Origin of the sequence: Virgibacillus tibetensis (assembly GCF_036026595.1) — a bacterium.
In the GTDB taxonomy this organism is placed as follows: domain Bacteria; phylum Bacillota; class Bacilli; order Bacillales; family Amphibacillaceae; genus Virgibacillus_P; species Virgibacillus_P tibetensis.
The window spans coordinates 39,174-64,024 of sequence record NZ_JARZFX010000002.1 but is presented as its reverse complement, the minus strand read 5'-3'; the positions used below and the strand labels follow the sequence as shown (position 1 = coordinate 64,024).

Below are 24,851 nucleotides of genomic sequence, written 5' to 3'. Positions count from 1 at the left end.
TATATAAGAATCTTTTTGGCTGTTTCTAAGTTGAAATAGTCTTTTTTAGTAGGATTAATCATTTAATTATGGGGGTTGCAAGATGGACAAGACATCGTATATTGGTATTATATTAGGCTTGGTTGCTATAGGGGTCGGAATGACTTTGAAGGGTGTGGAAATGGTCGCAATAGTTAATCCCGGTGCGATATTAATTATTTTCCTGGGAACGATTGCTTCCGTTTTAATCGCATTTCCTATTAGTACAATTAAGAAAATACCAGCGCTATTCAAAATTATTTTTACAGAAAAAAAGTATACAGCAATTAAGGATTTGATTGATCTTTTTACACAGCTGGCAGAGCAGACACGTAAAGAGGGGATTCTTTCATTGGAAAAACAGATGAATGAGATTGAGGACCCGTTCTTAGAATCAGGATTACAGCTGACGATTGATGGGCAAACACCTGAGTTCATACGAGAGGTCATGCTGGAAAAAGTGGACGCAATGGATAGACGTCATCAGGAAGGTGCAGCCGTATTTACCCAAGCAGGAACCTATGCACCAACACTGGGTGTTCTGGGAGCTGTTATTGGGCTGATCGCCGCACTCGGAAATATGGAGGACATGGCAATCTTAGGGTCTGCGATATCGGCTGCGTTTATTGCTACGTTATTAGGTATCTTCTCTGGGTATATGTTATGGCATCCGTTCGCTAACAAGTTGAGGCAGAAATCAAAGAAAGAAATACAAATTAAAGAAATTATGATTGAAGGGGTTCTGTCCATTACAACTGGTGACTCTGCGATGGTCGTTCGGGATAAATTAGGCTCTTACCTGACGACAAAAGAGTTAAACGAGATGAAGGAGGATCGGGATGCGTCGTAAAAGAAAGCAGGATGATAGTCACATTGATGAGTCCTGGTTGATTCCTTATGCAGACTTACTAACTCTGTTACTGGCTTTGTTTATTGTGTTATTCGCAATGAGTGATTTGGACGCACAGAAGTATAAGGAGCTATCCCTTATTTTTCAAAGTGAATTTGGTTCAGGATCAAGTATATTAGATGAAAGCAGCGATCCTATTGAAATTCCGGAAAGTACCAATCAGGATACAGAAGAAGAGGAAGAAAAAGATGAAGAAACGGAAGTAGAAAAAGAAAAAGAAGAGAATGAAGCACGGGAATTACTCCACCTTCAGGAGCTGCGGGACAGAATAAATAACTATATTGCAACGAATGAATTGACGGATGTATTAGGAACAGAATTATTGGATGAAGGGCTATTAATAACAATTGTTAATGATATAACATTTGATTCTGGTAGTGCCGAAGTAAAAAGCGAGGGACAGAAAATCGCTAAGGAAGTTTCTAATTTCCTGTATACTGACCCGCCACATCAAATTGTGATCAGCGGACACGCGGATGACCGGCCAATGAGTAATGCAGATTTTGCTTCCAACTGGGAGTTGAGTGTCATTCGGGCAGTGAACTTTATGCATCTGATTTTAGAAAATGAAAAACTGGTTGCAGACCGTTTCAGTGCAAAAGGATATGGAGAAAATCACCCTATTGTACCGAACACAACGGAAGAAAATCGAGCAAAGAACAGAAGAGTGGAAGTGCTCATCCTGCCTAATTACGAAATTAATGTAGATGGCGAGAAGGATGATTAAGCCCGAGAAAATAAAGAGTTGGTGAGGCCTCCCCTGCCATTATAGGGGGTGCACTATGTTGTTAGGGTATGGGCAGGCAATACATACGAATGTGTGTTTGAAAGTATAGGATTGATTTAGGTCGGAGAGGAAGAATTGAATGGAAATGAATCAATATATTGACGTGTTTTTGGATGAAAGCAGGGAGCATTTACAGGCTGTAAACGATCATCTTCTTAAACTGGAGAAACAGCCGGGTGAACTAGCAATTGTAAATGAAATATTCCGATCGGCACATACACTTAAAGGGATGGCCGCAACGATGGGATTTGAAGATATCGCTTCTCTGACACATCAAATGGAAAATGTCCTGGACAAAATACGTAATAATGAATTGGCAGTTTCAACCGAGTTAATCGATATTGTATTTTTAGCGATTGAATATATGGAAGAAATGGTGAATGAAATCAGTGAAGGCAAGGATGGAAAGAAGGATGTATCAGAATTAATTCATCGATTGGAACAGATCGAAAAGGGATCTGTCTCTACAAGTGAAACTGTGGTGACACCAACAGAAAAAAAGGGTGTTGCTCCTATAGCGTTGGATGAGTACCAATTGACTGTTATCTCCCAGGCTGAAGAACAAGGGTTTCATTCTTATCACCTGACAGTAGAATTAACAGAGGATTGCATCTTGAAAGCTGCCCGTGCCTATATGGTCGTCGAAGCCCTTGAAAGTAAAGGGGAAATTATAAAAACATTCCCTGAGGTGGAAGAACTGGAAGAAGGCATTTTCGAAGGAGCCTTCTCGTTTGTTGTTCTTTCAAAAGAATCAGCCCAAACACTAGAAGCACTAATTACAAATATATCTGAAGTTAAAAAGGTAGACGCAGCCAGTCTGACTTCAGTAATGAATGACCAAACAAAGCGTGAACCACAAGCGGTTGAGGAGGCAGCGGTCTCTAAAGAGGAAACTTCAATAGAGTCTAATGGCGTTCAAGGAAAACAGGGTTCCTCCAAAACGATCCGGGTAAACCTGGAGCGAATTGATGACTTAATGAACCTGTTTGAAGAAGTAGTTATTGACCGAAGCAGATTGGAAGACATTGCAAAACGAACAGATAATCAGGAGTTGGTGGAAACCGTCGAACACATGTCCAGAGTTTCCGAAGACATGCAAAGTTTAATTTTAACGATGAGAATGGTTCCTGTAGAACAGGTGTTTAACCGTTTCCCAAGAATGGTAAGAGGTTTGGCTAAAGACCTGGATAAAAAAATAAAGCTTGAGATCATTGGTGCAGAAACAGAGTTGGACCGAACTGTTATTGATGAAATAGGGGACCCACTCGTTCATTTAATCCGAAACTCCTTAGATCATGGAATAGAACTGCCAGCAGAACGCACTCAATCTGGGAAACCTGAAGAGGGAAAGCTGACGCTAAGAGCCTATCATAGTGGTAATCATGTGTTTATTGAGATAGAAGACGATGGAGCAGGAATAAACCGCGATAAGGTGGAAGCAAAAGCAATGGAAAATGGGCTCCTGAATTCTGCGGATGCAAAACACCTAACAGATGAAGAAGCATTTCAGCTTATTTTATCCTCCGGCTTTAGTACCGCAGAAGTACTATCTGATATTTCCGGTCGGGGAGTAGGACTTGATGTGGTGAAAAATAAGATTGAATCACTGGGTGGCCAAATAACGATTGAATCTGTGAAAGGGAAGGGGAGTAAGTTCTCCATACAATTGCCTTTAACCCTTTCCATTTTATCGACATTGCTTGTAAATGTTCGAAAAGAAATATATGCTGTTCCACTTTCTTCTATTATAGAAACAGTTTTACTGGAAGAAGAAAAAATTATGTACGCACATGGTCAAAAGGTAATGGATTTCAGGGGAAGTATCGTGCCGCTTGTCTCCTTAGAGGAAGTGTTTAGTGTTCCCGGCCGTGAAACGAGAGAAGAAGATTATCATGCGATTGTTATTGTTAAAAAAGGTGAAAAGCTGACAGGGCTTATCGTAGATTCCTTTATTGGTCAGAAAGAAGTTGTATTAAAGTCACTGGGAAATTACCTGCAGGATGTGTTTGCAATTTCAGGTGCTACTATTTTAGGTGATGGAACTGTTTCCTTAATTATCGATCCAAATGCATTAATTAAATAACCCAAGGGGGATTTTCTGTGAACGAGCTAATAAAAGTTATTGTTTTTCAGTTAAAAGATCAAGCATATGGCGTCGAAGTAGCACAAGTACGTTCCATTGAACGGATACAGAAGATCACCAAGGTACCAAGGACATCTGATTTTATAAAAGGTGTTATTAACCTTCATGGTGAAACGACACCAGTGATCGATCTGAAGGGACGTCTGCAAATTGCTGAAACGGAACCAAGCGATGATAACCGGATTTTAATTGTAGCTATAGATGGTGTACAGGTTGGGCTAATCGTTGATTCCGCAACAGAAGTAAAAGATATTGACCCATCTGTAATTGAGGAGCCACCAAAAATGCTGAAATCCATTGAAGATGCTTTTCTAAAGGGAGTGGCCAAGTTAGAGGATGGACTATTGATTTTGCTGGATTTAGAACAAGTATTAAACTTCAATGAAGCAATTGAAGTTAAGGAAGTAGTAAAAGAATAGAACACAGGAGGATAACCTGGCATGGCAAAAATACTTATCACAGATGATGCAGCATTTATGAGAATGTAGTTAAAAGATATTCTTACAAAATTAGGACACGAAATCGTAGGTGAAGCTGACAAGCAGCTCAATGGAAGAAGTTGCAGGAAGTTCAGAACAGCTTGCTGAACTGGCAGAAGAGTTAAATGGATTAGTACGTGAGTTTAAGCTTTAACTACTACAGGTTTAACAACCACATGCTGAAATACACACATAGGCTGGAGGTGGAAAATGGGAACAGAACAAGATATATATATTCATGAACTCGATTTTCATCATGTAATACAGCCCATTTTTGATTTGTCAAAAAATAATATTTATGGGTATGAAGTTCTCCTTCGTTCACAAGAAATACAGAATCCGGAGATCTTGTTTAATTATGCAAAAGAAAAGAATCAGTTATTTGAATTAGATATGAGATCTATTCTTAGTGCCTGTGAGAATTTTAATAAAAATTCATCTCTATTAAGCGGACTGTATATTTTCATCAATGTTTTCCCTTCTACATTAATAAATCCAGATTTTTATGAAAGAATGCAGAGACTGGCAAACGTAATGAGTCTAAGACCTGAATCGATTGTATTCGAAATAAATGAATCCGAAAAAGGGACAGATATGCAAGCGCTTAAGACAGGTATTTCTGCGATAAAAAGATTAGGTTTTTTAGTTGCCCTTGATGATATTGGTAAAGGAGAATCAACTGTACAATCGATTGTACAGTTAGAACCGAATATTGCCAAATTAGATCGTATTTTTGCTAAGGACCTGACCAAATCACCAAAGAAACAAAGTATTATTACGATGATACTACAGCTGTTAGGTAAGGACACCATTTTTATTGTCGAAGGGTTTGAGAGTGAGGCGGATCTATTAACTGCGAAGGGATTAGGTGTACCTTTTGGCCAGGGATTTTTTTTGGGAAAACCGAAGCCGCTTAATCACTACTTGGCAAATTTCGAATAACTAAGACAGGGCAATTAAATCATTTAACAGGAGAGTTAGAGATTTAATCTTCCCAGATGGGGGGATTTTAGATAATTAGAAACCAATAACTTTAAAGTTTTACCTGAAAAACTGAAAGGTTAAAATTAATGAATTTATCTTAAACCATAGGGTACTTCAGTTTAACAAGCAATGGAACGTAAACATAAGAAAAATCTCAGTTTGCTGAATTGGGATTTTTTGCTTTTAATTACAATAGCCCTAAAATATAGTTCAATTAGCTATACAAATTCAGCTGCATTTTATGGTGCATATCCATATGTGATAGGAAAGGAACCCCCGTTGCTAACTGTAGCGTTTCTTTTTTGAGACAGGCTGACAAAATAGAAAAAAGGTAAAATTATTTACTTTTAAAACTGCTGTTTGTAAAATAAATTGACCAATCTATAATTACTGGAGTATAATGAAACATTATTGTTAAAATTGGACAACAAGATATAAAACATGAGGTGAGAAAAGTGAAGAAAATTTTATCTACGAAGATGGGATTCTTCGCGCTGGCAGTAATTCTGTTTTGGATAAAAACGTATAGTATTTATAAAGTAGAATTTAACCTAGGTGTTAGTAATGGAATACAAGAATTTCTATTATTCTTTAACCCTCTTAGTTCTGGCCTGATTCTAATTGGACTGGCATTGTTCGCTAAAGGGAAAAGAGCGGGCATATGGATAATTATCAATAGTGCAGTACTGACCTTTATCTTGTATGCTAACGTTGTATTTTACCGATTTAATAGTGACTTTATTACACTCCCCACCCTGATGCAAACGAGTAACTTTGGTAGCATTGGTGGTAGTATTGCAGATTTAACGAAAACGCATGACATGTTATATGCCCTTGATTTAATTCTATTAATTGTATTATTTATTAAATACAAAATGAATTGGTCAATAGAGCGGATGCAGCTTCGTAAACCTATAGCAGTACTGACTGCAGGGGTTATTGCGTTTTGTATTAATCTGGGGCTTGCAGAAACAGATCGCCCACAGTTGCTGGAACGTACCTTTGATCGTAACTATGTGGTTAAATATCTGGGTACCTATAACTTTATGATTCATGATGCAATTCAGAGTGCAAAAACATCAACAAGAAGAGTGCTGGCTGACAGTGATGATATAACAGTGGTAGAGAATTATACTAAATATAAATATGCAGAGCCTAATCCGGATTTATTCGGAAAAGGAGAAGGTAAAAATGTAATTAAAATACATCTGGAATCCTTTCAGTCGTTCCTGATTGATTACGAACTGCATGGAGAAGAAGTTACACCATTTCTAAATTCATTGGTTGGTGATGAGAGTGAGGATTTTACGTATTTTGATAACTTTTTCCATCAGACGGAGCAAGGGAAGACAGCGGATGCTGAACTGATTATGGATACATCGCTCTACGGGCTTCCGCAAGGGGCTGCTTTTGTAACGAAAGGGAATAATGTGTTCCAGTCACTGCCTGCCATTATGGCGCAACAGCAGGATTATACGAGTGCTGTGTTCCATGGGGATGGCAAATCATTCTGGAATCGTGATGAGGTTTATAAACATCTGGGTATCGATGAGTTCTATCATGCGGATTACTATGATATGAGTGAAGAAAATGTGATTAACTATGGTCTGAAGGACAAGCCGTTTTTTGAGGAATCGATGCCTTATTTAGAAAAAATGGAACAGCCATTTTATGCGCATATGATGACATTAACCCATCATCATCCCTATTTAATAAGTGAAGAGGACGCGACCATTGCACCCGCAGAAACTGGTGACGGATCGGTTGACCGTTATTTCCAGACTGCACGCTATCTAGATGAGTCATTAGAACAGTTTTTTCATGATCTGAAGGAATCAGGCTTGTATGAAGACTCAATCATTATGATCTACGGAGACCATTATGGTATTTCAGATAATCATAATCGTGCAATGGGTGAAATTATGGGTGAAGAAATTACCCCATTTAAAAATGCGGAAATGCAACGTGTGCCATTTTTCATCCGTATACCTGGAGTCGAAGGGCAAGGTACGAATCACGAGTACAGTGGTATGGTTGATGTAATGCCGACATTACTGCATATCTTAGGTATTAATGCACAGGATTATATTCAGTTCGGTACCGACATGTTCTCAGAGGATCATAAAGATGTGGTACCATTTAGAAACGGAAACTTTATCACAGAAAGTTATAGCTTAGTTAACGACGTATTCTATGATAATGACACAGGAATGGAGATCACGGAACCAACCGAAGAAATGCTGCAGCAGAAAGAAGAAGTTTTTCATGAGCTGGAGCTTTCAGATGAAGTCTTATTTGGAGATCTGCTACGTTTTTATACACCAAATGATCAGTGGAAACCCGTTAATGCAAGTAATTATTTTTATGGGAATCCTTCTGGTAAAAATAATGATGTTGAATAAAAGTTTGATATGAACGGATACGGCGGAAACTCTGCAGGTATCCGTTTTTTGGTCTATATAACTAAATTATCAATTATAAAATAAACGGGAGTAGTAAAATAACTATTGAAAATTCTCGGAAAATTAGTATAATTAGACTAAGCTTCCCATTCTGCAATGACTACAATACATATAATTCTTATACGCATTTTGTGAAAGCGCTCACAAAAGAGGAAGCGAAAAAATATATTTAAAAAAGGGGTAGAGAAATGAAAAAAAAGAAACTAGTCGGATTGATGATGTTGATGTTGAGTATGGTATTGTTGCTGTCGGCTTGTGGTGGCGGAGGGAAAAGCATCGCTATTGGACCACCTGCAAGTGAAACGAATTCTGTTTCAAAACTGATTTTGGCTGCTCACGGCATTGGCGATGATGATTATAGTGCTTATCAGGAGGGCTTTGGTGACGCAGCAGATGGCGTACAGGATGGTAATATTGATATTTCCATCGGCATTCTAGGCTTACCGGCAGGTAGTATCGAGAGTTTACAGGCCTCAGCTGGTGATGTAAAGATGCTGGAACTATCCGATGATGCGATTGATTATATCGAAGAAAATAGTGGTTATCAACGTTATACTATTCCACAGGATACGTACGATTTTCTGGAATCAGATATAGAAACAGTTACCGCATACGCAATTTTAATGGGAAGTACAGATACAATTGATGACGAGCTTGGTTATGAGCTTGCTAAGAGCATGGTGGAGAATGCGGAAGAAAATACGCATGCCCAGTCTGCGCATATGACATTGGAAAATGCACTGCTGGGTGCAGAAGGTTTACCAATTCATCCTGGTGCAAAGCGTTATTATGAAGAACAAGGTTTAACAGTGGATAATCCAGTAGCAGAACTTAACGTTACTGAAAGTAAGAGTGAGTTTATTTTAGGAACAGGAAGCCAGGGTGGTACATATTACCCACTTGGAGGCGAGATGGCAAACCTGTGGAACAGCAATATTGATGGAATTAATGTAACAAATACAGAAACAGGAGCCTCAATTGAAAATCTGGCAAGCATTCGAGATGGTAACATGGATCTTGGTATGTCGGTCCACGTACCAGCATTAGATGCGATAAACGGAGCTGGAGAGTTTGATGGTAATGAAGTTCCAAATGCAGCGTTTATCGGACATATTTATCCAGAAGTCATTCAAATTGTCACACGTGAAAACACTGGCATAGAAAGCTTGGATGATGTTAAATAATTTAAATGAAAAAAAGGGGAGAGATCTTCATTAAACTGAGATCTCTTTCTTTCTACCTATATCTAGAGGGATGTGGTTAGATGATAGAAAATGAGAAGATTGATCAGGAGACGAAGGAAATTCTTGAGAAGTATGATAAAGAGAGCAATTATCGAGTTAAAATTGGGAAATGGGCTTGGATCGTTACGTTTCTTGGTGTTTCTTTAACGTTGTTTCATATTTACACAGGTTATTTTAGTACATTACCATCACAACAACAAGGCGCGGTTCATTTAGGAACAGCTCTAGGAATTATATTTCTTCTTTTCCCCGCCAAAAAGGGATTGCAAAAGAAACAAAAAAGCGTACCATGGTATGATGTTGTTTTAGCATTCACTGCCATGTATGTAACTTACCATAAAATAATATTTTTTGATTCGATTCTACAAAGCCGGGTTTCTGGATATGGAACATTTGATATTATCGTTTCTGTACTTGGAATCTTATTGCTCCTCGAAGCAACCCGACGTACAGTCGGGGTACCAATTATTATCGTAGCAAGTGTTACAATTTTATATGCTATTTTTGGGAATCACATTCCAACACAAATATTATCACATCCAGGGTTCAGTATTGATCGTATTGCTACTAACCTATGGTACAGGGAAAGCGGGGTATTTGGAACGCCAATCCAGATATCGGCGAAATTCATTTTTCTTTTCTTGTTTTTTGGTGTTATTCTTGTACATACAAAGATTGGTAAGTTCTTCAATGATTTAGCATTCTCTCTAACTGGCCGATTTACTGGTGGGACAGCAAAGGCAGCTGTTTCTGCTAGTGCCTTGCAGGGCATGGTGTCAGGAAGCTCGGTTGGTAATACAGTTGCGTCTGGGTCATTCACCATTCCAATGATGAAAAAGGCGGGATTTAAACCTGAATTTGCTGCTGCTACAGAAGCATCCGCTTCTACTGGTGGCCAGATTATGCCACCTCTTATGGGGGCAGCAGCATTTATCATGATGGAATACCTCGGTGTCTCGTATGCTACGGTTATGCTGGCTGCTATTGTTCCAGCCTCCCTATACTTTACGGGGATATTTATTGGGACGCATTTTGAAGCAAAGAAGCTTGGAATATTTGGGTTACCAAAAGCTGATCTTCCCAGTTTCAAAAAATTAATGACACGATACGGCTACATGCTGCTCCCGTTATTTGTAATTGTAGGAACAATTATGGTAGGCTTCACTCCTCAACGGGCAGCATTAATGGGTATTGCGGCGGCGTTTCTTGTTAGTTTCGTTCGTAAAGAAACCAGGATGAACTTCAGGGAGATTATAAATGTACTGGAACAAGGTGCACGAGTGGCTTTGCCAGTTATTGCGGCGGTTGCTACAGCTGGTATTATCGCTGGTGTTGTAAGTATTACAGGGCTCGGGGCTAAGTTTGCTTCAGGAATAATTGCGCTATCCAGTGGTCATTTGTTCCTGGCACTATTCTTTACAATGATCGCCTGTATCATTCTTGGAATGGGGCTGCCAACAACGGCGAACTATGTGGTTACTGCAACAGTAGCTGCACCTGCACTGATTAATGAGTTTGGTGTTGCACCAATCGCTGCACATATGTTTGTTTTTTATTTTGGAATTGTTGCTGACATTACCCCGCCAGTTTGTTTAGCAGCCTATGCTGGAGCTGGAATAGCCAGGGCAAATCCGTTTAAAACGGGTGTAAATGCGGTCAAACTGGCAATTGCAGCGTTTATAATACCATATATATTCATCTATAATCCTATACTTGTTTTAGTGGATGTAACGCCAGTAAAACTTATTATCGCTTTATCAACAGCGATAGTGGGTATGAGTGCTGTAAGTAGCTCGATGATAGGATTCTTAGTTAGAAAATCTTATCTATGGGAGCGCATAATATTATTAGGAGCTGGACTGATGCTAATAATACCTCACTTAACAAGCAGCATTGTAGGACTATTATTAATTGCAATGATTTGGGTCATTCAAAAATTCTTTAATCACGATGCAGGTGAAAAAGAAATGAATTCAACTATGCAAACAGGTAACTAACCATAGAGATGTAAAAACTACTTTGTAATTAAACAGGCTGTCGGGATTTATCCTGACAGCCTGTTATTCAGTTATAGTAGAAGGAGAAAGGAAATTCAATCCGTATCAGAAATACCGCTCGCTTGAGCCAAATTACTAAAGTATTGCAGTGGGTGCTTGATGACCTTTTATAGGAAAAATCCTACAAAAGGTTCAGCATAAGTTTGTACTATAACCATAAATGCAAACAAACGTTCTGTTTTTATGTTTATTTGAGTTAAAAATATGATATACTACCGTTAGATAATGTTCCTGTAGGGACTGGCCGGCTAACTCTGCTGAAAAAAAGGGGTGATGCCACTGAGCATTTTTGAAGTGTTTGTGATTATGTTTTCGTTTGGAAGCTTTCTGATTGCGCTTCTAACACTTGTCATTAGAATGACCAATAAAAAATAGACCTCCCTATTAACCCTTAATTAATGTGGAAGAGGTCTACTGTAACGGAAGCCGTCCACTAGGGGAACCGCTTATCTTCGGACCACAGTAGTAGCTGTGGTCTGTTTACTATATACATATTTCTATCCACAGTATACCACACATTGATTTATTTTATAGGGATATTTTATCGTCCCTGCATATAATAAATCGGAGAAAGTAGTTAATTATAACTATAATTACAAAAGATTCACAGAATGTACATAAATTGGGTATTTAATTGTATTTATGTATTTAAATGTAAATAATGATATTTTATCCGTTACATTACGACATAATTACATATCGTTCGACATAATATATGATGTTAATTAGTAATCCTAAATCATATTTCGACAAACAGTTAAAGGCTGCAGAACTTGACGAATATGAGATAATAGTAGTATAGTCGCAATAATTTTACTGAATTTAGGTAAAGAAAGGAGAATTTTTACAAATAAAGAAGATTGAATATTAAAAGTAAACAAAATAAAAATATAGAGGGGCTGCTGGTGTTGAAAAAACTAAATTATACTAATATAGAGCAGGGGAAGCTTGTGGTTATAAATTCTTTGCTATTAACTGTCATTGAAGAGGAAATGAAATATGGGTTGTCTTACTATAAATCACAAGGAAGCTATGCTATGAGTTTATTTCATTTATTTAATGGAGAAGATGTACTGGAAAAACCCCAACTAACAGGCACCACTCAGTCGAAAATGACAGTGAACCAGCTTAATTGGCTTAATGAAAAAGTACTAACTGATTCAGATCAGGAACCAGTTGAAGTGAAAGATATAGTGAACAAGAAAGAGGTCTCTTAATAACTGAATTAACGGTGCATATTTCCTGGGCAATAACTCACAGTGAAATTAGAGTGAGGGACGTTCTGTTCAATAAGGAGTCCCTCAAAATAGTAATATTAATGTAATTTCTCCGATTTGTTCTCCACTTTAAATTACAGACATTTTTTTGCATTGCTGTTGTATAGTTCTTTAAATCAGAAGCTCATTGATTCAGTTGCTCCTTGGAGGGGCTTTGCTCCACAATAGACACGGACACTTTATCACTTCCTGATGCTGTTCATCACTGAACTGAGTACTCGTATAAAAAATAGCATTCCAACTATAATAATTAATGATAAAAAAGGGGAGAGAATTTGGCGTTGAAGAGCGTTTTTTCTTCCCTTTTTTGTAGTTATGTTTTATGTTACAGCTTTTTCTTTTGTTGCCTGTGTTGTTTCGAAGCTATCACTTTTCCAAGCAATCTAATTATGTGAGGAATTTATTACCCTTTTCTATTGTCGGTAGGCTAACAATTATTTGATGTAAAGGAAGAGGAGATTTCAAGAATTTCACGGAAAGCCTTGCCACCCCACTTGCTGTTAAAATTTTTCCTATACGATAAGGACTATGCTATATTTAGAATTAGGATTTCAGGGAAGGTGGTATCAATTGTGGGTATAGGGAGTACGAGTGAACAATCAAATAAAATATACCGTTTTTTATTAATTGCAGGTATAATTTTTGTTGCGTTTAATTTAAGGCCTGCTATTACTTCTGTAGGCCCGCTTATTGGTATCATTCGTGATGATATAGGGCTATCCAATTGGAGTGTTGGCATTTTAACCAGCCTTCCATTAGTAGCATTTGCAATTATGTCACCGCTTGTTCCGAAGCTTGGAAACAGGTTTACAAATGAACGAATTATGCTTATTGGATTAATTCTTCTATTTATTGGTATTACTGTCCGTTCCATTTCATTAATGGTTCTGCTCTTTGCAGGGACGTTGTTCATTGGTCTGGGAATTGCTATTTGTAATGTACTATTACCTGGCGTTATAAAAGAGAAGTTTCCAGCCAAAGTAGCCCTTATGACAAGTGTCTATTCCACTGCAATGGGAATATTTGCAGCGACTGCTTCCGGGTTGAGTATCCCTGTGGCCAACGAAGCTGGGCTGGGGTGGCAGGTCGCATTGCTTATATGGGCTTTTCCAGCAGTAATAGGTATTGGTATTTGGATTTATCTTGTTAAAAGAGAAAAGGCAGATCGCGGTACAGAAGTGAAATATATAGCACCGAATGATAATCGCATGTGGAGCTCCCGGCTTGCTTGGCAGGTTGCAGCATTTATGGGGTTACAATCCTTTCTATTTTATGTAACAATCTCATGGTTGCCGGAGATTTTGCATGATTATGGTGTTAGTATGGCTACGGCCGGTTGGATGCTGTCCTTTATGCAGTTTATTGGATTGCCGGCCAGTTTTCTTGTCCCTATGATTGCTGGAAAGTATAAATCTCAACGGGCATTAGTACTCGTGTTGGGTTTTCTTTCTATAAGCGGTTATGCAGGATTACTTTTAGGTAAATCCTTTACTGTAATGGTTTTTAGTACGATATTAATAGGGATTACGTTAAGTGGAACATTCGCTCTCGCGTTGACCTTCTTAGGACTGCGAGCAAGAAATGCAAGACAAGCAGGTGAACTGTCTGGAATGGCACAGTCGCTTGGTTATATTTTAGCTGCCACCGGCCCTATATTTATTGGTTATTTATACGATTTGACGCATATCTGGACAGTACCGCTTTTAACAATGATGGGCGTTGCAATTTTGGTTACGCTGTTTGGTATGAGCGCTGGAAGAGACAGGTATGTGCTCGATTAATTGTTATTGCATTGAAAATTACTTATACTTTAGTTAGCAAGTAGTGATGGAGTGACTTTATGCAACATCAATCTCAAACATATGGTATACGGGATTTCTATTTCTGGAAGATTACAATAAGTTTAGCATTGGCATCTTTTTTTATTTTCGCTTGCATGTATTCGGTACAACCGTTACTGCCAGTATTTGTTACTGAATTTGGTGTTTCTGCTTCTGAGTCGAGTCTAGCATTGTCGCTGACTATTGTAGGGCTGATTGCAGGTTTAATTATACTTGGCTTTCTATCTGATCGTATGGGTCGTACGCTGTTTATTAAACTGTCATTAATTGGTTCTATTATCCCGTTTCTATTAATTCCGTTAATGGATTCATTTTTTATTCTAATCGTACTGCGTTTCATTCAAGGTTTTGCGCTTGCGGGGCTGCCGGCAGCATCTCTGGCATATATAAGTGAAGAGATAGACCGCAGAAGTATTGGAGTTGCAACAGCACTTTATATATCAAGTAATGCTCTTGGTGGAATGGCAGGACGAGTTATTACTGGTTATATAACGGATCATTACTCCTGGCAAATAGCGTTTTATACCCTGGCAATTGTAGGGGTACTGATTTTAATTGCAGTATCTGTCATGCTCCCGAAATCACGCTTTTTTCAAGCTGATAATCTTCCATTTTTAAAGGATATGGAAGGCTTTATCTTTCATTTAAAAAATCCTGCATTACGCATCGTGTTCGGTCTTGGAATTGTTTTACAATTTTCATTCAGTGGATTGTGGACATATTTGCCATTTTATTTACAGGAAAAACCCTTTTTCTTATCACTCCATACCATATCCTACACATTTTTTGCTTATGGATTAGGGGTAGTTGGGGCTCCGGTAGCAGGCTGGCTTGCAGGGGTCTACGGAATGAGGAAAATACGGCTGGCTGGCATTCTTGTTTTAACAGCTGGTATTTTTATGACGCTAAGCTCATCACTGATTTTAGTAATAATTGGGTTATGTGTCACCTGCTTAGGTTTTTTTACAGCGCATTCTCTGACTGCAACTTCCGTGAGTGTACAGGCTACTCATCATAAAGGCAGTGCGGCGAGTTTATATCTCGTTGCCTATTATATCGGAGTTGCACTTGGAAGTTCTTCCCTGGGGCCATTATGGGAATATGCAGGTTGGATCGGGCTTATTGGTTTAATTGGGATAATACCAATCGCTTATATACTTGTTGTGAAAATAGCTTTTCGGTACTCTGGGAGAAAAAAAGACAGAAGTTGGTGATGGTATGAAAAGTAGGGTAAAACGGATGTTTACCGAGGCGCTAGGCTGGATTTTAACAGCAATTGGAGCCTATTTTATTTTTGAGGACAATACGTCTTTCATTCATTATGTTCTTTTAATCGTAGGAATACTTATAATTATAGTAAACTTTCCTTTTAAGGATTTCAGCAGAAAAAAATCATAATTATTAAGGCTCTTTTTGTAAGTGATTGCTGCTATTAATTATCATAGTTTATATAAAAGACGACGTAATGAAAATTTGAATTCTGCTGTTATTGAGTGTGGCTTTCTCATTCCACTGCGGAAAACACACTTCGCTTTCCGCGGGCGGCTGGTGAGACTCAGCAGTGCGACAGCACAAGGAGGCTCACCTATGCCTTTCCTCCCGCAGGACAAGGAAAGCTGCGGCAGCGATACATCGCACCAAGAAAATGCGTTTTACATTTTCGAGGAGTCTTCGTGTTTTTCCTCCGCTAGTGTTGTGCTCTGTTATATATTTATCTATTACTTTAATTCATAAATTCTCGCTTTTTGTGATTGTTGATTGGAGCGGAGGGCAGTCGACTCCTGCTCAGAACAGCACGTGTCTGAAGACCCCACAGCGGTGGTTTGTGGGGATGGAAGGCTAAAAACGCGACGTCCTGTCGCAACGCCTTCATGACTAACATCCTGTTAGCCCGAGGCTGAAGCCGTGCTGTGGCAAAGAAAACACTGCAAAGCGAATGAAATGAAGCTGAGCAGATGTTGCACTTGTACCCGGAGTGGTGAAAGCGACTGCCCGGAGCGAAAATCAACATTGCAGTTACTTCGTCTTTTATAGATTATGTGTCAAAAAACAGCAATTATAAAAAGGGAAAACTAGCTGGAGCGCTTGTTTTCCCTTTTCTATCAATCTATTCAGTAAAAGCAGGAACGTCCGATAAATTTATTCCCCAGACCAGTGGAAGTAAAAAGTAAACAGCCAGAGAGACTAAGAGAATTGCAATGATATTTAGTGTAAAACCTGCTTTGGCCATATCTGGTATCCGCAAGTAGCCAGATCCAAACACAACAGCATTCGGAGGTGTCGCCACAGGCAGCATAAACGCAGAGGAAGCAGCAACAGCGGCAATCACCATCACACTATATGGATGAACACCTAAGGCTACTGAAAGAGATGCCATTATAGGGAACATCATCGAGGCGGTAGCTGTATTTGACGTGATTTCCGTTAAGAAAATGACCAATGTAGCTACAACCAGGAGTACAATAAAAATGTTTACACCTTGTAATGCTGTTAATTGACCGCCAACCCATTCAGAAAGACCAGAGGAAGTGAATCCTGCAGCAATCGCAAGACCACCACCAAAGAGGAGTAGAATACCCCAAGGTAATTTAACAGCTGTCTCCCAGTTTAATAAATGTCCCTTGCGATTTTTTGTTGGAATAATGAATAAAATAAGTGCAGCCGTCATTGCGATAATCGCATCATTAATGTTTTCATTTATCTCATTTAACACAAATGTACGAGTAATCCATGCAAAAGCTGCCAGTATGAATACAATAAAAACTGCTTTTTCTTCAAAAGAAGCAACACCCAGCTTTTTCTTTTCTTCTCTTATAACAGCCTGTCCACCTGGTAATTGCTTCAGCTTTTGTGGATAAGCAATCCGTACAAGATAAAACCACGCAATGAAAATAAAAATCCAGGCAAGTGGGACTCCGAATAACATCCAGTTTGCAAAGGACAGTTCAATACCATATGTTTCTTTAATCGCGCCAGCTAGCAATGTATTAGGTGGTGTACCAATTAGTGTTGCAATGCCCCCAATAGAAGCGGAATATGCAATACTCAACATCAGTGCTTTACCAAAGCCAAAGTTTTCTTTTGATGTATCTATGCTTGGATCATCTTTTAGTGCGTCCGATATTTGATAAATAATTGCTAATCCAATTGGAACCATCATCATAGCGGTTGCTGTATTGGATATCCACATGGATAAAAACCCTGTTGCAACCATAAAGCCGAGGATAATTCGATCTGTATTCGTACCAATAACAGATATAATAGTCAATGCAATCCGCTTATGCAAATTCCACCTTTCCATAGCTAATGCAATCATGAATCCCCCCATAAATAAAAAAATAGTATCGCTTCCATATGCTGAGGTGGTAGAACCGATTTCCAAACCGCCAGTTAAAGGAAAAAGAATAATCGGTAATAAAGAAGTTGCTGGAATTGGAATTGCTTCGGTCATCCACCAAACGGCAATCCAAATCGTACTTGCCAGAATTGCCAGACCCTCATTGGATAACCCTTCAGGTGAGAAAAATAGAAGTGTCAGCAAAAATAAGAAAGGACCTAAAATCAGTCCAGTAAGCTGGGCAGGCTTATAGCTTCTATTGTTGCCGCCATTATCATCCCCATTGCTTGTTTGTGACCGACTGGTTTCTTGATCTGTTACCATCTTTGAAGAATTTGGCCTCACAAAAAATGTGAATAAATCCTTGACCTGGTCATGCTTATCCCACAGCCAGTTCCACGTTGCTGAAATCATATAGTATCTCCTCCAATTCTTAGATTAAAATTAATTATAATAATCTATGGAAAATTCAGCAAGTAAATAGAATACGTTTTCATAAAGGGTATTTAATATTCTCCAAGAGTACCTCGGGGATAGGATTATAGATGTAGCAACTGAAAATGTGCTATCATTCTAATAATAGGTTTTTCAGAAGGATTGATTGTGGAATTTACAATAATCTCAATGGCAGACCGTCAGACGTCAGCAGCTTATCTGCATAATGGTACTGTGATTTCCAGTGATATACCTAAAGTTACCCATCTTGTACCAAATGGTAAGATCAGGTTTTGCCCCATTTCAATAGAAGAAGCACAAAATGTGCTATTGAAATGGAACAGTTTTATATAAATTAGCCGTCTTTAGAAATTACATTTGATAATGAGGTGCTTGTATTGAAAAAAATATTAGTAACTGGTTTTGAAACTTTTTTAGATTACCCAATTAACCCAACGACCGAAATAGCAAATTCGCTACATGGTGAAACAATAAATAATTATACTATTACGGGTGAAATTTTATCTGTAGATTTCAGTAAGTCTGGACCGGAGCTTATCGAATTAATAAAAAAATACGATCCTGATGCAGTAATATCTCTTGGCTTAGCTGCTGGTAGAAGCTTACTAACCCCAGAACGAATTGCTATTAATTGTAATGACGGTCCACTAGATAATCGTGGCTATAAACCTTATGGAGAAAGAATATTTGCTGACGGACCGGATGGTTATTTTTCCACACTGCCAATCAGTGAAATCGTTAAAAACTTACAAGAATTCAAATTCCCGGCCAAAATATCGAATACAGCTGGTGCATATCTATGTAATAACGTGATGTACCATGCTTTGCATTATTTTAAAGAAAACAACTTGGATCGCCAGGCAGGATTCATTCATATACCAGCCTCTCATGAACTTGCAATTGAAAAAAGTATGCCCAGCTGGTCACAGGATGATTTACTTAAATCGATTAAAATTGTGATTGAATCTCTATAAACTAAAGGAAATGGATGGTACCCAGCTTACAAATCACACGTATACTACTTGTTCAAAATAACTAGTTATGCAGTCGATTCTTAATACCTAGCTGGCCTATAGTGAGTTACAATCAACGATCGCTTTACATACACAGGATATTGCTATCCCACTGGAGCAGTACTGCACATTCTGAGCGATCAATGGTTTCCTTATCGTTCTTGGTCAGCCTCTGATAAAATGGATTAAAGGAAGGCAACAACTAGGGTGTATAATAACAAGCTGAAAATAGAGCAACAAACTTGATAATGACTAAGTGGAGGTGCGGTTTAATGATTGATAAAATGCATGAAATTAAGTTGATAGCCTTAGATATGGATGGAACATTATTGAATGATGATCATGAGGTGTCTAATCATACACAGGAGGTAATTGCAAAGGCGCTCGAAAACGATGTACATGTGGTGCTTAGTACGGGGCGCTGGCTTGATTCCTGTTATCCGTATGCGGAGCTGTTAAAGCTCACTTCCTATCTAGTTACTGCCAATGGCGGTGAAGTGTGGACTGTAGAAAAAGAACTATTAGAGCAGCATTTACTTGGTGCAGAGAAAGTTGAAAAGATGTGGAACATAGGAGAAGGCATAGGCGTTAACATGTGGATGATATCTACAGACGGGGTATATCGCGGTGAGCGTCCGAATAACTTTTATGAGCATAAATGGCTGAAATTCGGCTGTGATTCTCTTGACCAAGCAAAGCTTGATAAGATGGTGGAAGAGCTTTCTTATATAAAAGGGCTGGAGCTTACCAATTCATTACCGACAAATATTGAGGCCAATCCGGAAGGGGTAAGTAAAGCAAGTGCACTAAAGAAAGTCTGTCAGGAAATTGGCATCACCATGAATGAAGTAATGGCTGTCGGTGATAGCTTGAATGATATTAAAATGATCCAGGAAGCAGGCGTTGGTGTTGCGATGGGGAACGCTCAGGAAGCAATTAAAAATGTAGCTGACCATATTACCGATACGAATAATAATGATGGTGTTGCCAAAGCAATTGAACAGTTTGTATTTTAATTTTAAAAACGAAGGAACAGCCTTTTAAAGTCGAGTTGATCCTTCGTTTTTGTTTGGATCCAGGTAGAGCCCGATTCCCACTACATTATTACAATCCAGTACATGAGAACAGAAAGTAATATGGAAGTGATTACCATGGCTAGGAGCGGAGCCAATGCTTTATTTTTTACATCCTTCAGACTAACATTCAATCCTAGACCAACCATTGCAGAAGTAAGAATAAAGGTCGTAATATAGCCTGTAGCACCCATTGCAGCTTCAGAGAATGGGATTATACTGCCCAATACATAGCTGCCAATTATACTCATTCCGATAAATCCGAGTAAGAACCATGGGAAGGTAACTTTTGCCTGACCATTCTCATCAGTCGATTTCCGGTATTTCATCCAAAAGATCAGTACAAAGCACAGAGGCACCAACAGGAATACTCGTCCCAGTTTCGCTAATAAAGCAATAGCCAAGGCATCCTCTCCTGCTGGTTCGGCAGCTAAGGCTACATGTGCAAGCTCATGTAAACTCAGCCCAGACCACACTCCATACTGTAGATCCGTTAGTGGCAAAAATGGTTGTAAAATAGCATGAATAATAGAAAAGACCGTACCAACTAAGGCAATAATACCAACTCCAATGGCGGTATCTTCCTCCTTCGCCTTTATAATTGGAGATACAGCAGCAATTGCAGCTGCTCCGCACACCCCAGTACCAACTCCAAGTAGAAGGGCAAGCTGCTGATTAGCTTTGAATTTTTTTGCCAGATAGACAGTTAGCAGAACAGAAAATAGGATTGCTGCAGCACCTTTTGCTAAGAGGCCAAGGCCATCTTCGAAGATAATGCTTATATTTAGCTTCAAGCCATATAAAATAATTGCTAACCGCAACAAATGTTTAGATGAAAATTGAATTCCTGTTCGCAAAAATTCAGGGTAACCGAAAATTTGTCTATAGATAATTGCAAGAATAATAGCAGCTGCAAGAGGTCCAACACGATTAATTCCAGGTATATAAGCTAGCAGATAGCCTACTATTGCAAATAAAAAAGTAAAACCAATTCCTAGTATCACTTTTTTCCATTCTATATTTTTACTAGCTGGCATAGTGAATAAATCCTCTCTTTCTCATAATCCAATGTTTGGTAACGTAACAAGTATAAAGGTCTTTTTATTATAAGAAAAATAAATTATTATTATGTTTATGATAAGTTATACTTATAATTGAAAAGGAGGTGCATGATGGATCAGCATTTAGTTGTTTTTGTAACCGTAGCAGACTATAAAAATTTTTCGCGGGCGGCGGAAGCATTGCATATGTCACAGCCTGCAGTGAGTCAATATATCGCTGCATTGGAAAGGGAATTTGAAGTAAAATTGCTGGAAAGGAATAATAAATCTGTTCAAGTGAATAAAGCTGGTCAGATTGTCTATCAATATGCGAAGGAAATCCTTAGAAATTATGAGCGTATGCAAATTTTGGTTTCTGATTTAAAGAATGATCCAAGTGGAGAATTAAAGATTGGGGCGAGCTATACAATTGGGGAGTATTTTCTCCCTGGCCTACTGGGTGTGCTGCGTAAGCGCTATTTAAAAATAGTCCCCGATGTGACAATCGGCAATACCACAGAAATTGCACAGAAGTTATTAAATCACCAAATAGATATTGGGTTGGTAGAAGGGGACTTTAACCACCGAAGTATTTTAACACAACATTTTGCTACAGATGATATGTATATAATTGCTGGCGAAGGGCAATCCTTGATAAAGCAATCGATCGTTTTACCAAAGGAGCTGGAGAAGCAAACCTGGATTATACGGGAAGAAGGTTCCGGTACTCGAAAAATGGTGGAAGACTTTTTCCAAAAGCATTCTATTCAGCCACTTCGTGTACTGACATTCGGTAGTACACAGATTATTAAAGAAGCTGTTGAAGCGGGACTTGGAATTAGTCTGTTGTCAGATTTGACGATAAAAAAGGAATTAAAATTGAACACAATAAGTAAACTGCTTGTAAAAGACACACCTGTGCAGCGTAAATTTTCAATTATAAAAAACAATCAGGAGTTTCATACGAAAGCAATGCAGGTTTTTGAACAAGTAGTAAATACTGCGATAGCAAGAAATGATTAGTTAATGCCCTTTCTTTGTTGACTGGAAAGGAGTATAATGAGAAGAGTATGATGAAAGGGGATGCTATTATGTCATTTTCTCGCGGCCCAAAAGAGCCAGTTCCAGAGGTGGAAACAAATGTGTGGTCATGTACTAGTGATGACTGCCAAGGTTGGATGAGAGAATCCTACAGTTTTGCAGAGGTGCCTGAATGTCCACTATGTAAATCTTCGATGAATCAGGAAGTGCGTGTACTTCCAGAAGTAAAATAATTCTTAACTGTATCTCCAAAATAGAGTTGAAGCAGTAATCTGGTTTGAAATTATTGATAAAAAATATATTTTTACTATGGCGTTGGATATCCAGCGTCTTTTGCTTTAAAATAATCGCTTCAACTCTTGTTGCCCTGTTTAATTTAAACAGGGTTTTTTCTTTAGTTGAAAGATAAGTGGAAGTGAGGAAACGTGTTTGAACGATTATTTAATTTCAACATAAATAATTGTATTATTGGAATGAATCTGAATATATTGTTATACTTTTAATATAAGGAGAAGCTTTTTCCTGGTATAATTGTAAGCGTTTACAATAAAAAGGAGGAATTTCATGAGATATGCAAACCCAAATACGGAAGGTTCACTTGTAACATTCAAAGAAAGATACGACAATTTTATTGGTGGAGAGTACCGGCCACCTGCGAACGGAAAGTATTTTGAGAATGTAAGTCCTGTTACTGGAAAAGTGTTCTGTGAGATTGCCAGATCGACTAAGGAAGATGTAGAAGCAGCAGTCCAAGCTGCAAATGATGCAAAGGATGCGTGGGGAAAAACATCCGTAACAGAACGAGCAAAAATATTAAACAAAATTGCTGATAGAATAGAAGAAAATTTAGAAATGCTCGCAGTAGCAGAAACATGGGATAATGGCAAAGCTGTGAGGGAAACTTTGGCTGCAGATTTACCGCTAGCAGCAGATCATTATCGTTATTTTGCGGGTGCGATACGTGCACAAGAAGGTGGAATAAGCCAGATTGATAATGATACGGTGGCTTATCACTTCCATGAACCACTGGGAGTAGTTGGTCAAATAATTCCTTGGAATTTCCCAATACTTATGGCTACATGGAAATTAGCACCTGCCTTGGCTGCTGGAAATTGTGTTGTTTTAAAACCAGCAGAGCAGACACCGGCTTCTATTCATGTATTAATTGAAATAATTCAGGATTTATTACCACCAGGTGTACTCAATGTTATAAATGGGTTCGGAGTAGAAGCAGGAAAACCGCTCGCTTCTAACAGCGGCATTTCTAAAGTGGCGTTCACTGGTGAAACTACTACAGGGCGTTTGATTATGCAGTACGCTTCTGAAAATATTATACCAGTTACACTGGAGCTTGGAGGTAAATCTCCCAATATATTTTTTGAAGATGTAATGGATGCAGATGATGGGTTTTTGGATAAAGCGATTGAGGGTCTTGTCATGTTTGCATTAAATCAAGGAGAGGTCTGCACTTGTCCATCACGTGCCCTTGTCCATGAATCCATTTATGATAAATTTATGGAGCGGGCAATTGAACGTGTCTACCAAATCAAAATAGGACATCCGCTTGATACGGAAACAATGATGGGTGCGCAGGCCTCACAGGAACAATTGGAGAAGATTAAGTCTTATTTGGATATAGGTAAACAAGAAGGCGCAGAAGTACTTGTCGGTGGAAACGTTAATAGGCTGGAGGATGATCTGGAAAGCGGCTATTATGTAGAACCCACAATTTTTAAGGGTAATAATAAGATGCGCATTTTCCAGGAAGAGATATTTGGACCAGTACTTTCCGTAACGACATTTAAGGATAATAAAGAAGCAATGGAAATTGCAAATGACACGCTATATGGGCTGGGAGCAGGTATTTGGACACGTAATATTAATACCGCCTACCGTTTTGGCCGTGGAATTCAGGCAGGTCGTGTATGGACTAATTGTTACCACCAGTATCCTGCTCATGCGGCATTCGGCGGCTATAAAAAATCAGGTATTGGCAGAGAAAATCATTTAATGATGCTTGATCACTATCAGCAAACTAAAAATCTGCTGATCAGCTATAGTGAGGGGGCAGCTGGATTATTCTAAACTGATACATTTTGGAGAAAGGAGCTTGATGCAATATTTTCCGTTCCTTTCTTCGAATAATGTGGTTTGAAACGTTTGGAAAGGGTGTTGAAAATGGTTGAACGTGTAATTGCTACAGATGAGGCCTTGATCCTTCTTGAAACATTAAAAGAAACCCATGGAGAATTAATGTTCCATCAATCAGGCGGATGCTGTGATGGAAGTTCACCAATGTGTTATCCCCGGGATGAATTTCGCACGGGTGAATCGGATGTATTACTTGGTGAAATTGGAGATACCCCTTTTTTTATAGCAAAGGATCAATATGAATATTGGAAACACACGCAGCTTATTATTGATGCGGTAGATGGGCGCGGTGGCATGTTTTCACTGGAAGGCCCAGAAGGAAAACGGTTTTTAACAAGGTCAAGGGTGTTTACAGAGAATGAAAGAGCAGAGTTAACTGGAGCTTAGTTATAATAAAAACGTCAAATCTTTTTGTATAGAAGATTTGACGTTTTTATTGTCTTAGCAAATGCGTAAAATAATGTTTATATGGGAGTTTATCAGTCATTTGCTCCCTCCATAGAATTTTCTGTATTAAGGCATGTTTCAGTAAAGGGAC

Annotated in this window: 22 protein-coding genes; 20 read left to right on the top strand and 2 right to left on the bottom strand. The window is 38.6% G+C overall.

The annotated features are described in order from the left end of the window. Nucleotides 1-82 precede the first annotated feature (82 nt). The 13 genes from motA to QGM71_RS05170 all read left to right on the top strand — a co-directional run bounded on the left by motA (nucleotide 83) and on the right by QGM71_RS05170 (nucleotide 15,600). A complete protein-coding gene (gene motA / locus QGM71_RS05230; protein WP_327606477.1) occupies nucleotides 83-868 on the top strand; it encodes a flagellar motor stator protein MotA in 786 nt (261 codons plus the stop codon). Then, on the top strand, nucleotides 858-1,655 hold the full coding sequence (gene motB / locus QGM71_RS05225) for a flagellar motor protein MotB (RefSeq protein ID WP_327606476.1): 798 nt from the start codon (nucleotides 858-860) through the stop codon (nucleotides 1,653-1,655). The genes motA and motB overlap by 11 nt, the downstream gene beginning before the upstream one ends. A gap of 139 nt (nucleotides 1,656-1,794) precedes the next feature. Next, nucleotides 1,795-3,798, top strand: a complete 2,004-nt coding sequence (locus tag QGM71_RS05220) for a chemotaxis protein CheA (RefSeq protein WP_327606475.1) — start codon at nucleotides 1,795-1,797, stop codon at nucleotides 3,796-3,798. Nucleotides 3,799-3,815: 17 nt separating this feature from the next. After that, a complete protein-coding gene (locus QGM71_RS05215) occupies nucleotides 3,816-4,277 on the top strand; it encodes a chemotaxis protein CheW (protein ID WP_327606474.1) in 462 nt (153 codons plus the stop codon). A 270-nt stretch (nucleotides 4,278-4,547) separates the two neighbouring features. Then, entirely contained in the window at nucleotides 4,548-5,279 is a 732-nt protein-coding gene (locus QGM71_RS05210; protein WP_327606473.1) for an EAL domain-containing protein, read from the top strand. 476 nt (nucleotides 5,280-5,755) lie between these two features. After that, nucleotides 5,756-7,723 carry an LTA synthase family protein gene (locus QGM71_RS05205; RefSeq protein ID WP_327607040.1) on the top strand — a complete coding sequence of 656 codons (1,968 nt, stop codon included), beginning with the start codon at nucleotides 5,756-5,758 and terminating at the stop codon, nucleotides 7,721-7,723. Nucleotides 7,724-7,971: 248 nt separating this feature from the next. Further along, complete coding sequence (locus QGM71_RS05200) at nucleotides 7,972-8,967, top strand: TAXI family TRAP transporter solute-binding subunit (RefSeq protein ID WP_327606472.1); 996 nt, start codon at nucleotides 7,972-7,974, stop codon at nucleotides 8,965-8,967. Between the two features lie 80 nt (nucleotides 8,968-9,047). After that, on the top strand, nucleotides 9,048-11,024 hold the full coding sequence (locus tag QGM71_RS05195) for a TRAP transporter permease (protein ID WP_327606471.1): 1,977 nt from the start codon (nucleotides 9,048-9,050) through the stop codon (nucleotides 11,022-11,024). Nucleotides 11,025-11,357: 333 nt separating this feature from the next. After that, nucleotides 11,358-11,459 (top strand): putative holin-like toxin, encoded by a 102-nt coding sequence (locus QGM71_RS05190; protein ID WP_327606470.1) that lies wholly within the window; start codon nucleotides 11,358-11,360, stop codon nucleotides 11,457-11,459. A 533-nt stretch (nucleotides 11,460-11,992) separates the two neighbouring features. After that, nucleotides 11,993-12,301 (top strand): hypothetical protein, encoded by a 309-nt coding sequence (locus QGM71_RS05185; protein ID WP_327606469.1) that lies wholly within the window; start codon nucleotides 11,993-11,995, stop codon nucleotides 12,299-12,301. A gap of 632 nt (nucleotides 12,302-12,933) precedes the next feature. Beyond that, nucleotides 12,934-14,142, top strand: coding sequence for a CynX/NimT family MFS transporter (locus tag QGM71_RS05180; protein WP_327606468.1), 1,209 nt, complete (start codon nucleotides 12,934-12,936; stop codon nucleotides 14,140-14,142). 59 nt (nucleotides 14,143-14,201) lie between these two features. Beyond that, nucleotides 14,202-15,416, top strand: coding sequence for an MFS transporter (locus tag QGM71_RS05175; RefSeq protein ID WP_327606467.1), 1,215 nt, complete (start codon nucleotides 14,202-14,204; stop codon nucleotides 15,414-15,416). Nucleotides 15,417-15,420: 4 nt separating this feature from the next. After that, nucleotides 15,421-15,600 (top strand): hypothetical protein, encoded by a 180-nt coding sequence (locus QGM71_RS05170; protein ID WP_327606466.1) that lies wholly within the window; start codon nucleotides 15,421-15,423, stop codon nucleotides 15,598-15,600. A gap of 709 nt (nucleotides 15,601-16,309) precedes the next feature. Here QGM71_RS05170 and QGM71_RS05165 read toward each other — a convergent pair. Beyond that, nucleotides 16,310-17,953 (bottom strand): SLC13 family permease, encoded by a 1,644-nt coding sequence (locus QGM71_RS05165; RefSeq protein WP_327606465.1) that lies wholly within the window; start codon nucleotides 17,951-17,953, stop codon nucleotides 16,310-16,312. A 189-nt stretch (nucleotides 17,954-18,142) separates the two neighbouring features. On the opposite strand from QGM71_RS05165, the gene QGM71_RS05160 reads away from it, so the two are divergent. From QGM71_RS05160 to QGM71_RS05150, 3 genes are all read left to right on the top strand, one after another. Beyond that, nucleotides 18,143-18,328: a hypothetical protein gene (locus tag QGM71_RS05160; protein ID WP_327606464.1), complete on the top strand. Its 186-nt coding sequence runs from the start codon at nucleotides 18,143-18,145 to the stop codon at nucleotides 18,326-18,328. Nucleotides 18,329-18,372: 44 nt separating this feature from the next. Then, nucleotides 18,373-18,969 carry a pyroglutamyl-peptidase I gene (locus QGM71_RS05155; protein WP_327606463.1) on the top strand — a complete coding sequence of 199 codons (597 nt, stop codon included), beginning with the start codon at nucleotides 18,373-18,375 and terminating at the stop codon, nucleotides 18,967-18,969. A 311-nt stretch (nucleotides 18,970-19,280) separates the two neighbouring features. Beyond that, a complete protein-coding gene (locus tag QGM71_RS05150; RefSeq protein ID WP_327606462.1) occupies nucleotides 19,281-20,024 on the top strand; it encodes a Cof-type HAD-IIB family hydrolase in 744 nt (247 codons plus the stop codon). A gap of 80 nt (nucleotides 20,025-20,104) precedes the next feature. On the opposite strand, the gene QGM71_RS05145 is transcribed toward QGM71_RS05150, so the two are convergent. Beyond that, on the bottom strand, nucleotides 20,105-21,118 hold the full coding sequence (locus QGM71_RS05145; RefSeq protein ID WP_327606461.1) for a YeiH family protein: 1,014 nt from the start codon (nucleotides 21,116-21,118) through the stop codon (nucleotides 20,105-20,107). A gap of 135 nt (nucleotides 21,119-21,253) precedes the next feature. Here QGM71_RS05145 and QGM71_RS05140 point away from each other — a divergent pair, with 135 nt between their 5' ends. From QGM71_RS05140 to QGM71_RS05125, 4 genes are all read left to right on the top strand, one after another. After that, a complete protein-coding gene (locus QGM71_RS05140; protein ID WP_327606460.1) occupies nucleotides 21,254-22,144 on the top strand; it encodes a LysR family transcriptional regulator in 891 nt (296 codons plus the stop codon). A gap of 68 nt (nucleotides 22,145-22,212) precedes the next feature. Further along, nucleotides 22,213-22,395 (top strand): cold-shock protein, encoded by a 183-nt coding sequence (locus QGM71_RS05135; protein WP_327606459.1) that lies wholly within the window; start codon nucleotides 22,213-22,215, stop codon nucleotides 22,393-22,395. A 331-nt stretch (nucleotides 22,396-22,726) separates the two neighbouring features. Next, the gene (gene exaC, locus QGM71_RS05130; protein WP_327606458.1) at nucleotides 22,727-24,247 is read left to right on the top strand and encodes an acetaldehyde dehydrogenase ExaC; all 1,521 of its coding nucleotides are present in this window, start codon (nucleotides 22,727-22,729) and stop codon (nucleotides 24,245-24,247) included. Between the two features lie 93 nt (nucleotides 24,248-24,340). Beyond that, nucleotides 24,341-24,700 (top strand): DUF779 domain-containing protein, encoded by a 360-nt coding sequence (locus tag QGM71_RS05125; protein ID WP_327606457.1) that lies wholly within the window; start codon nucleotides 24,341-24,343, stop codon nucleotides 24,698-24,700. Nucleotides 24,701-24,851 lie beyond the last annotated feature (151 nt).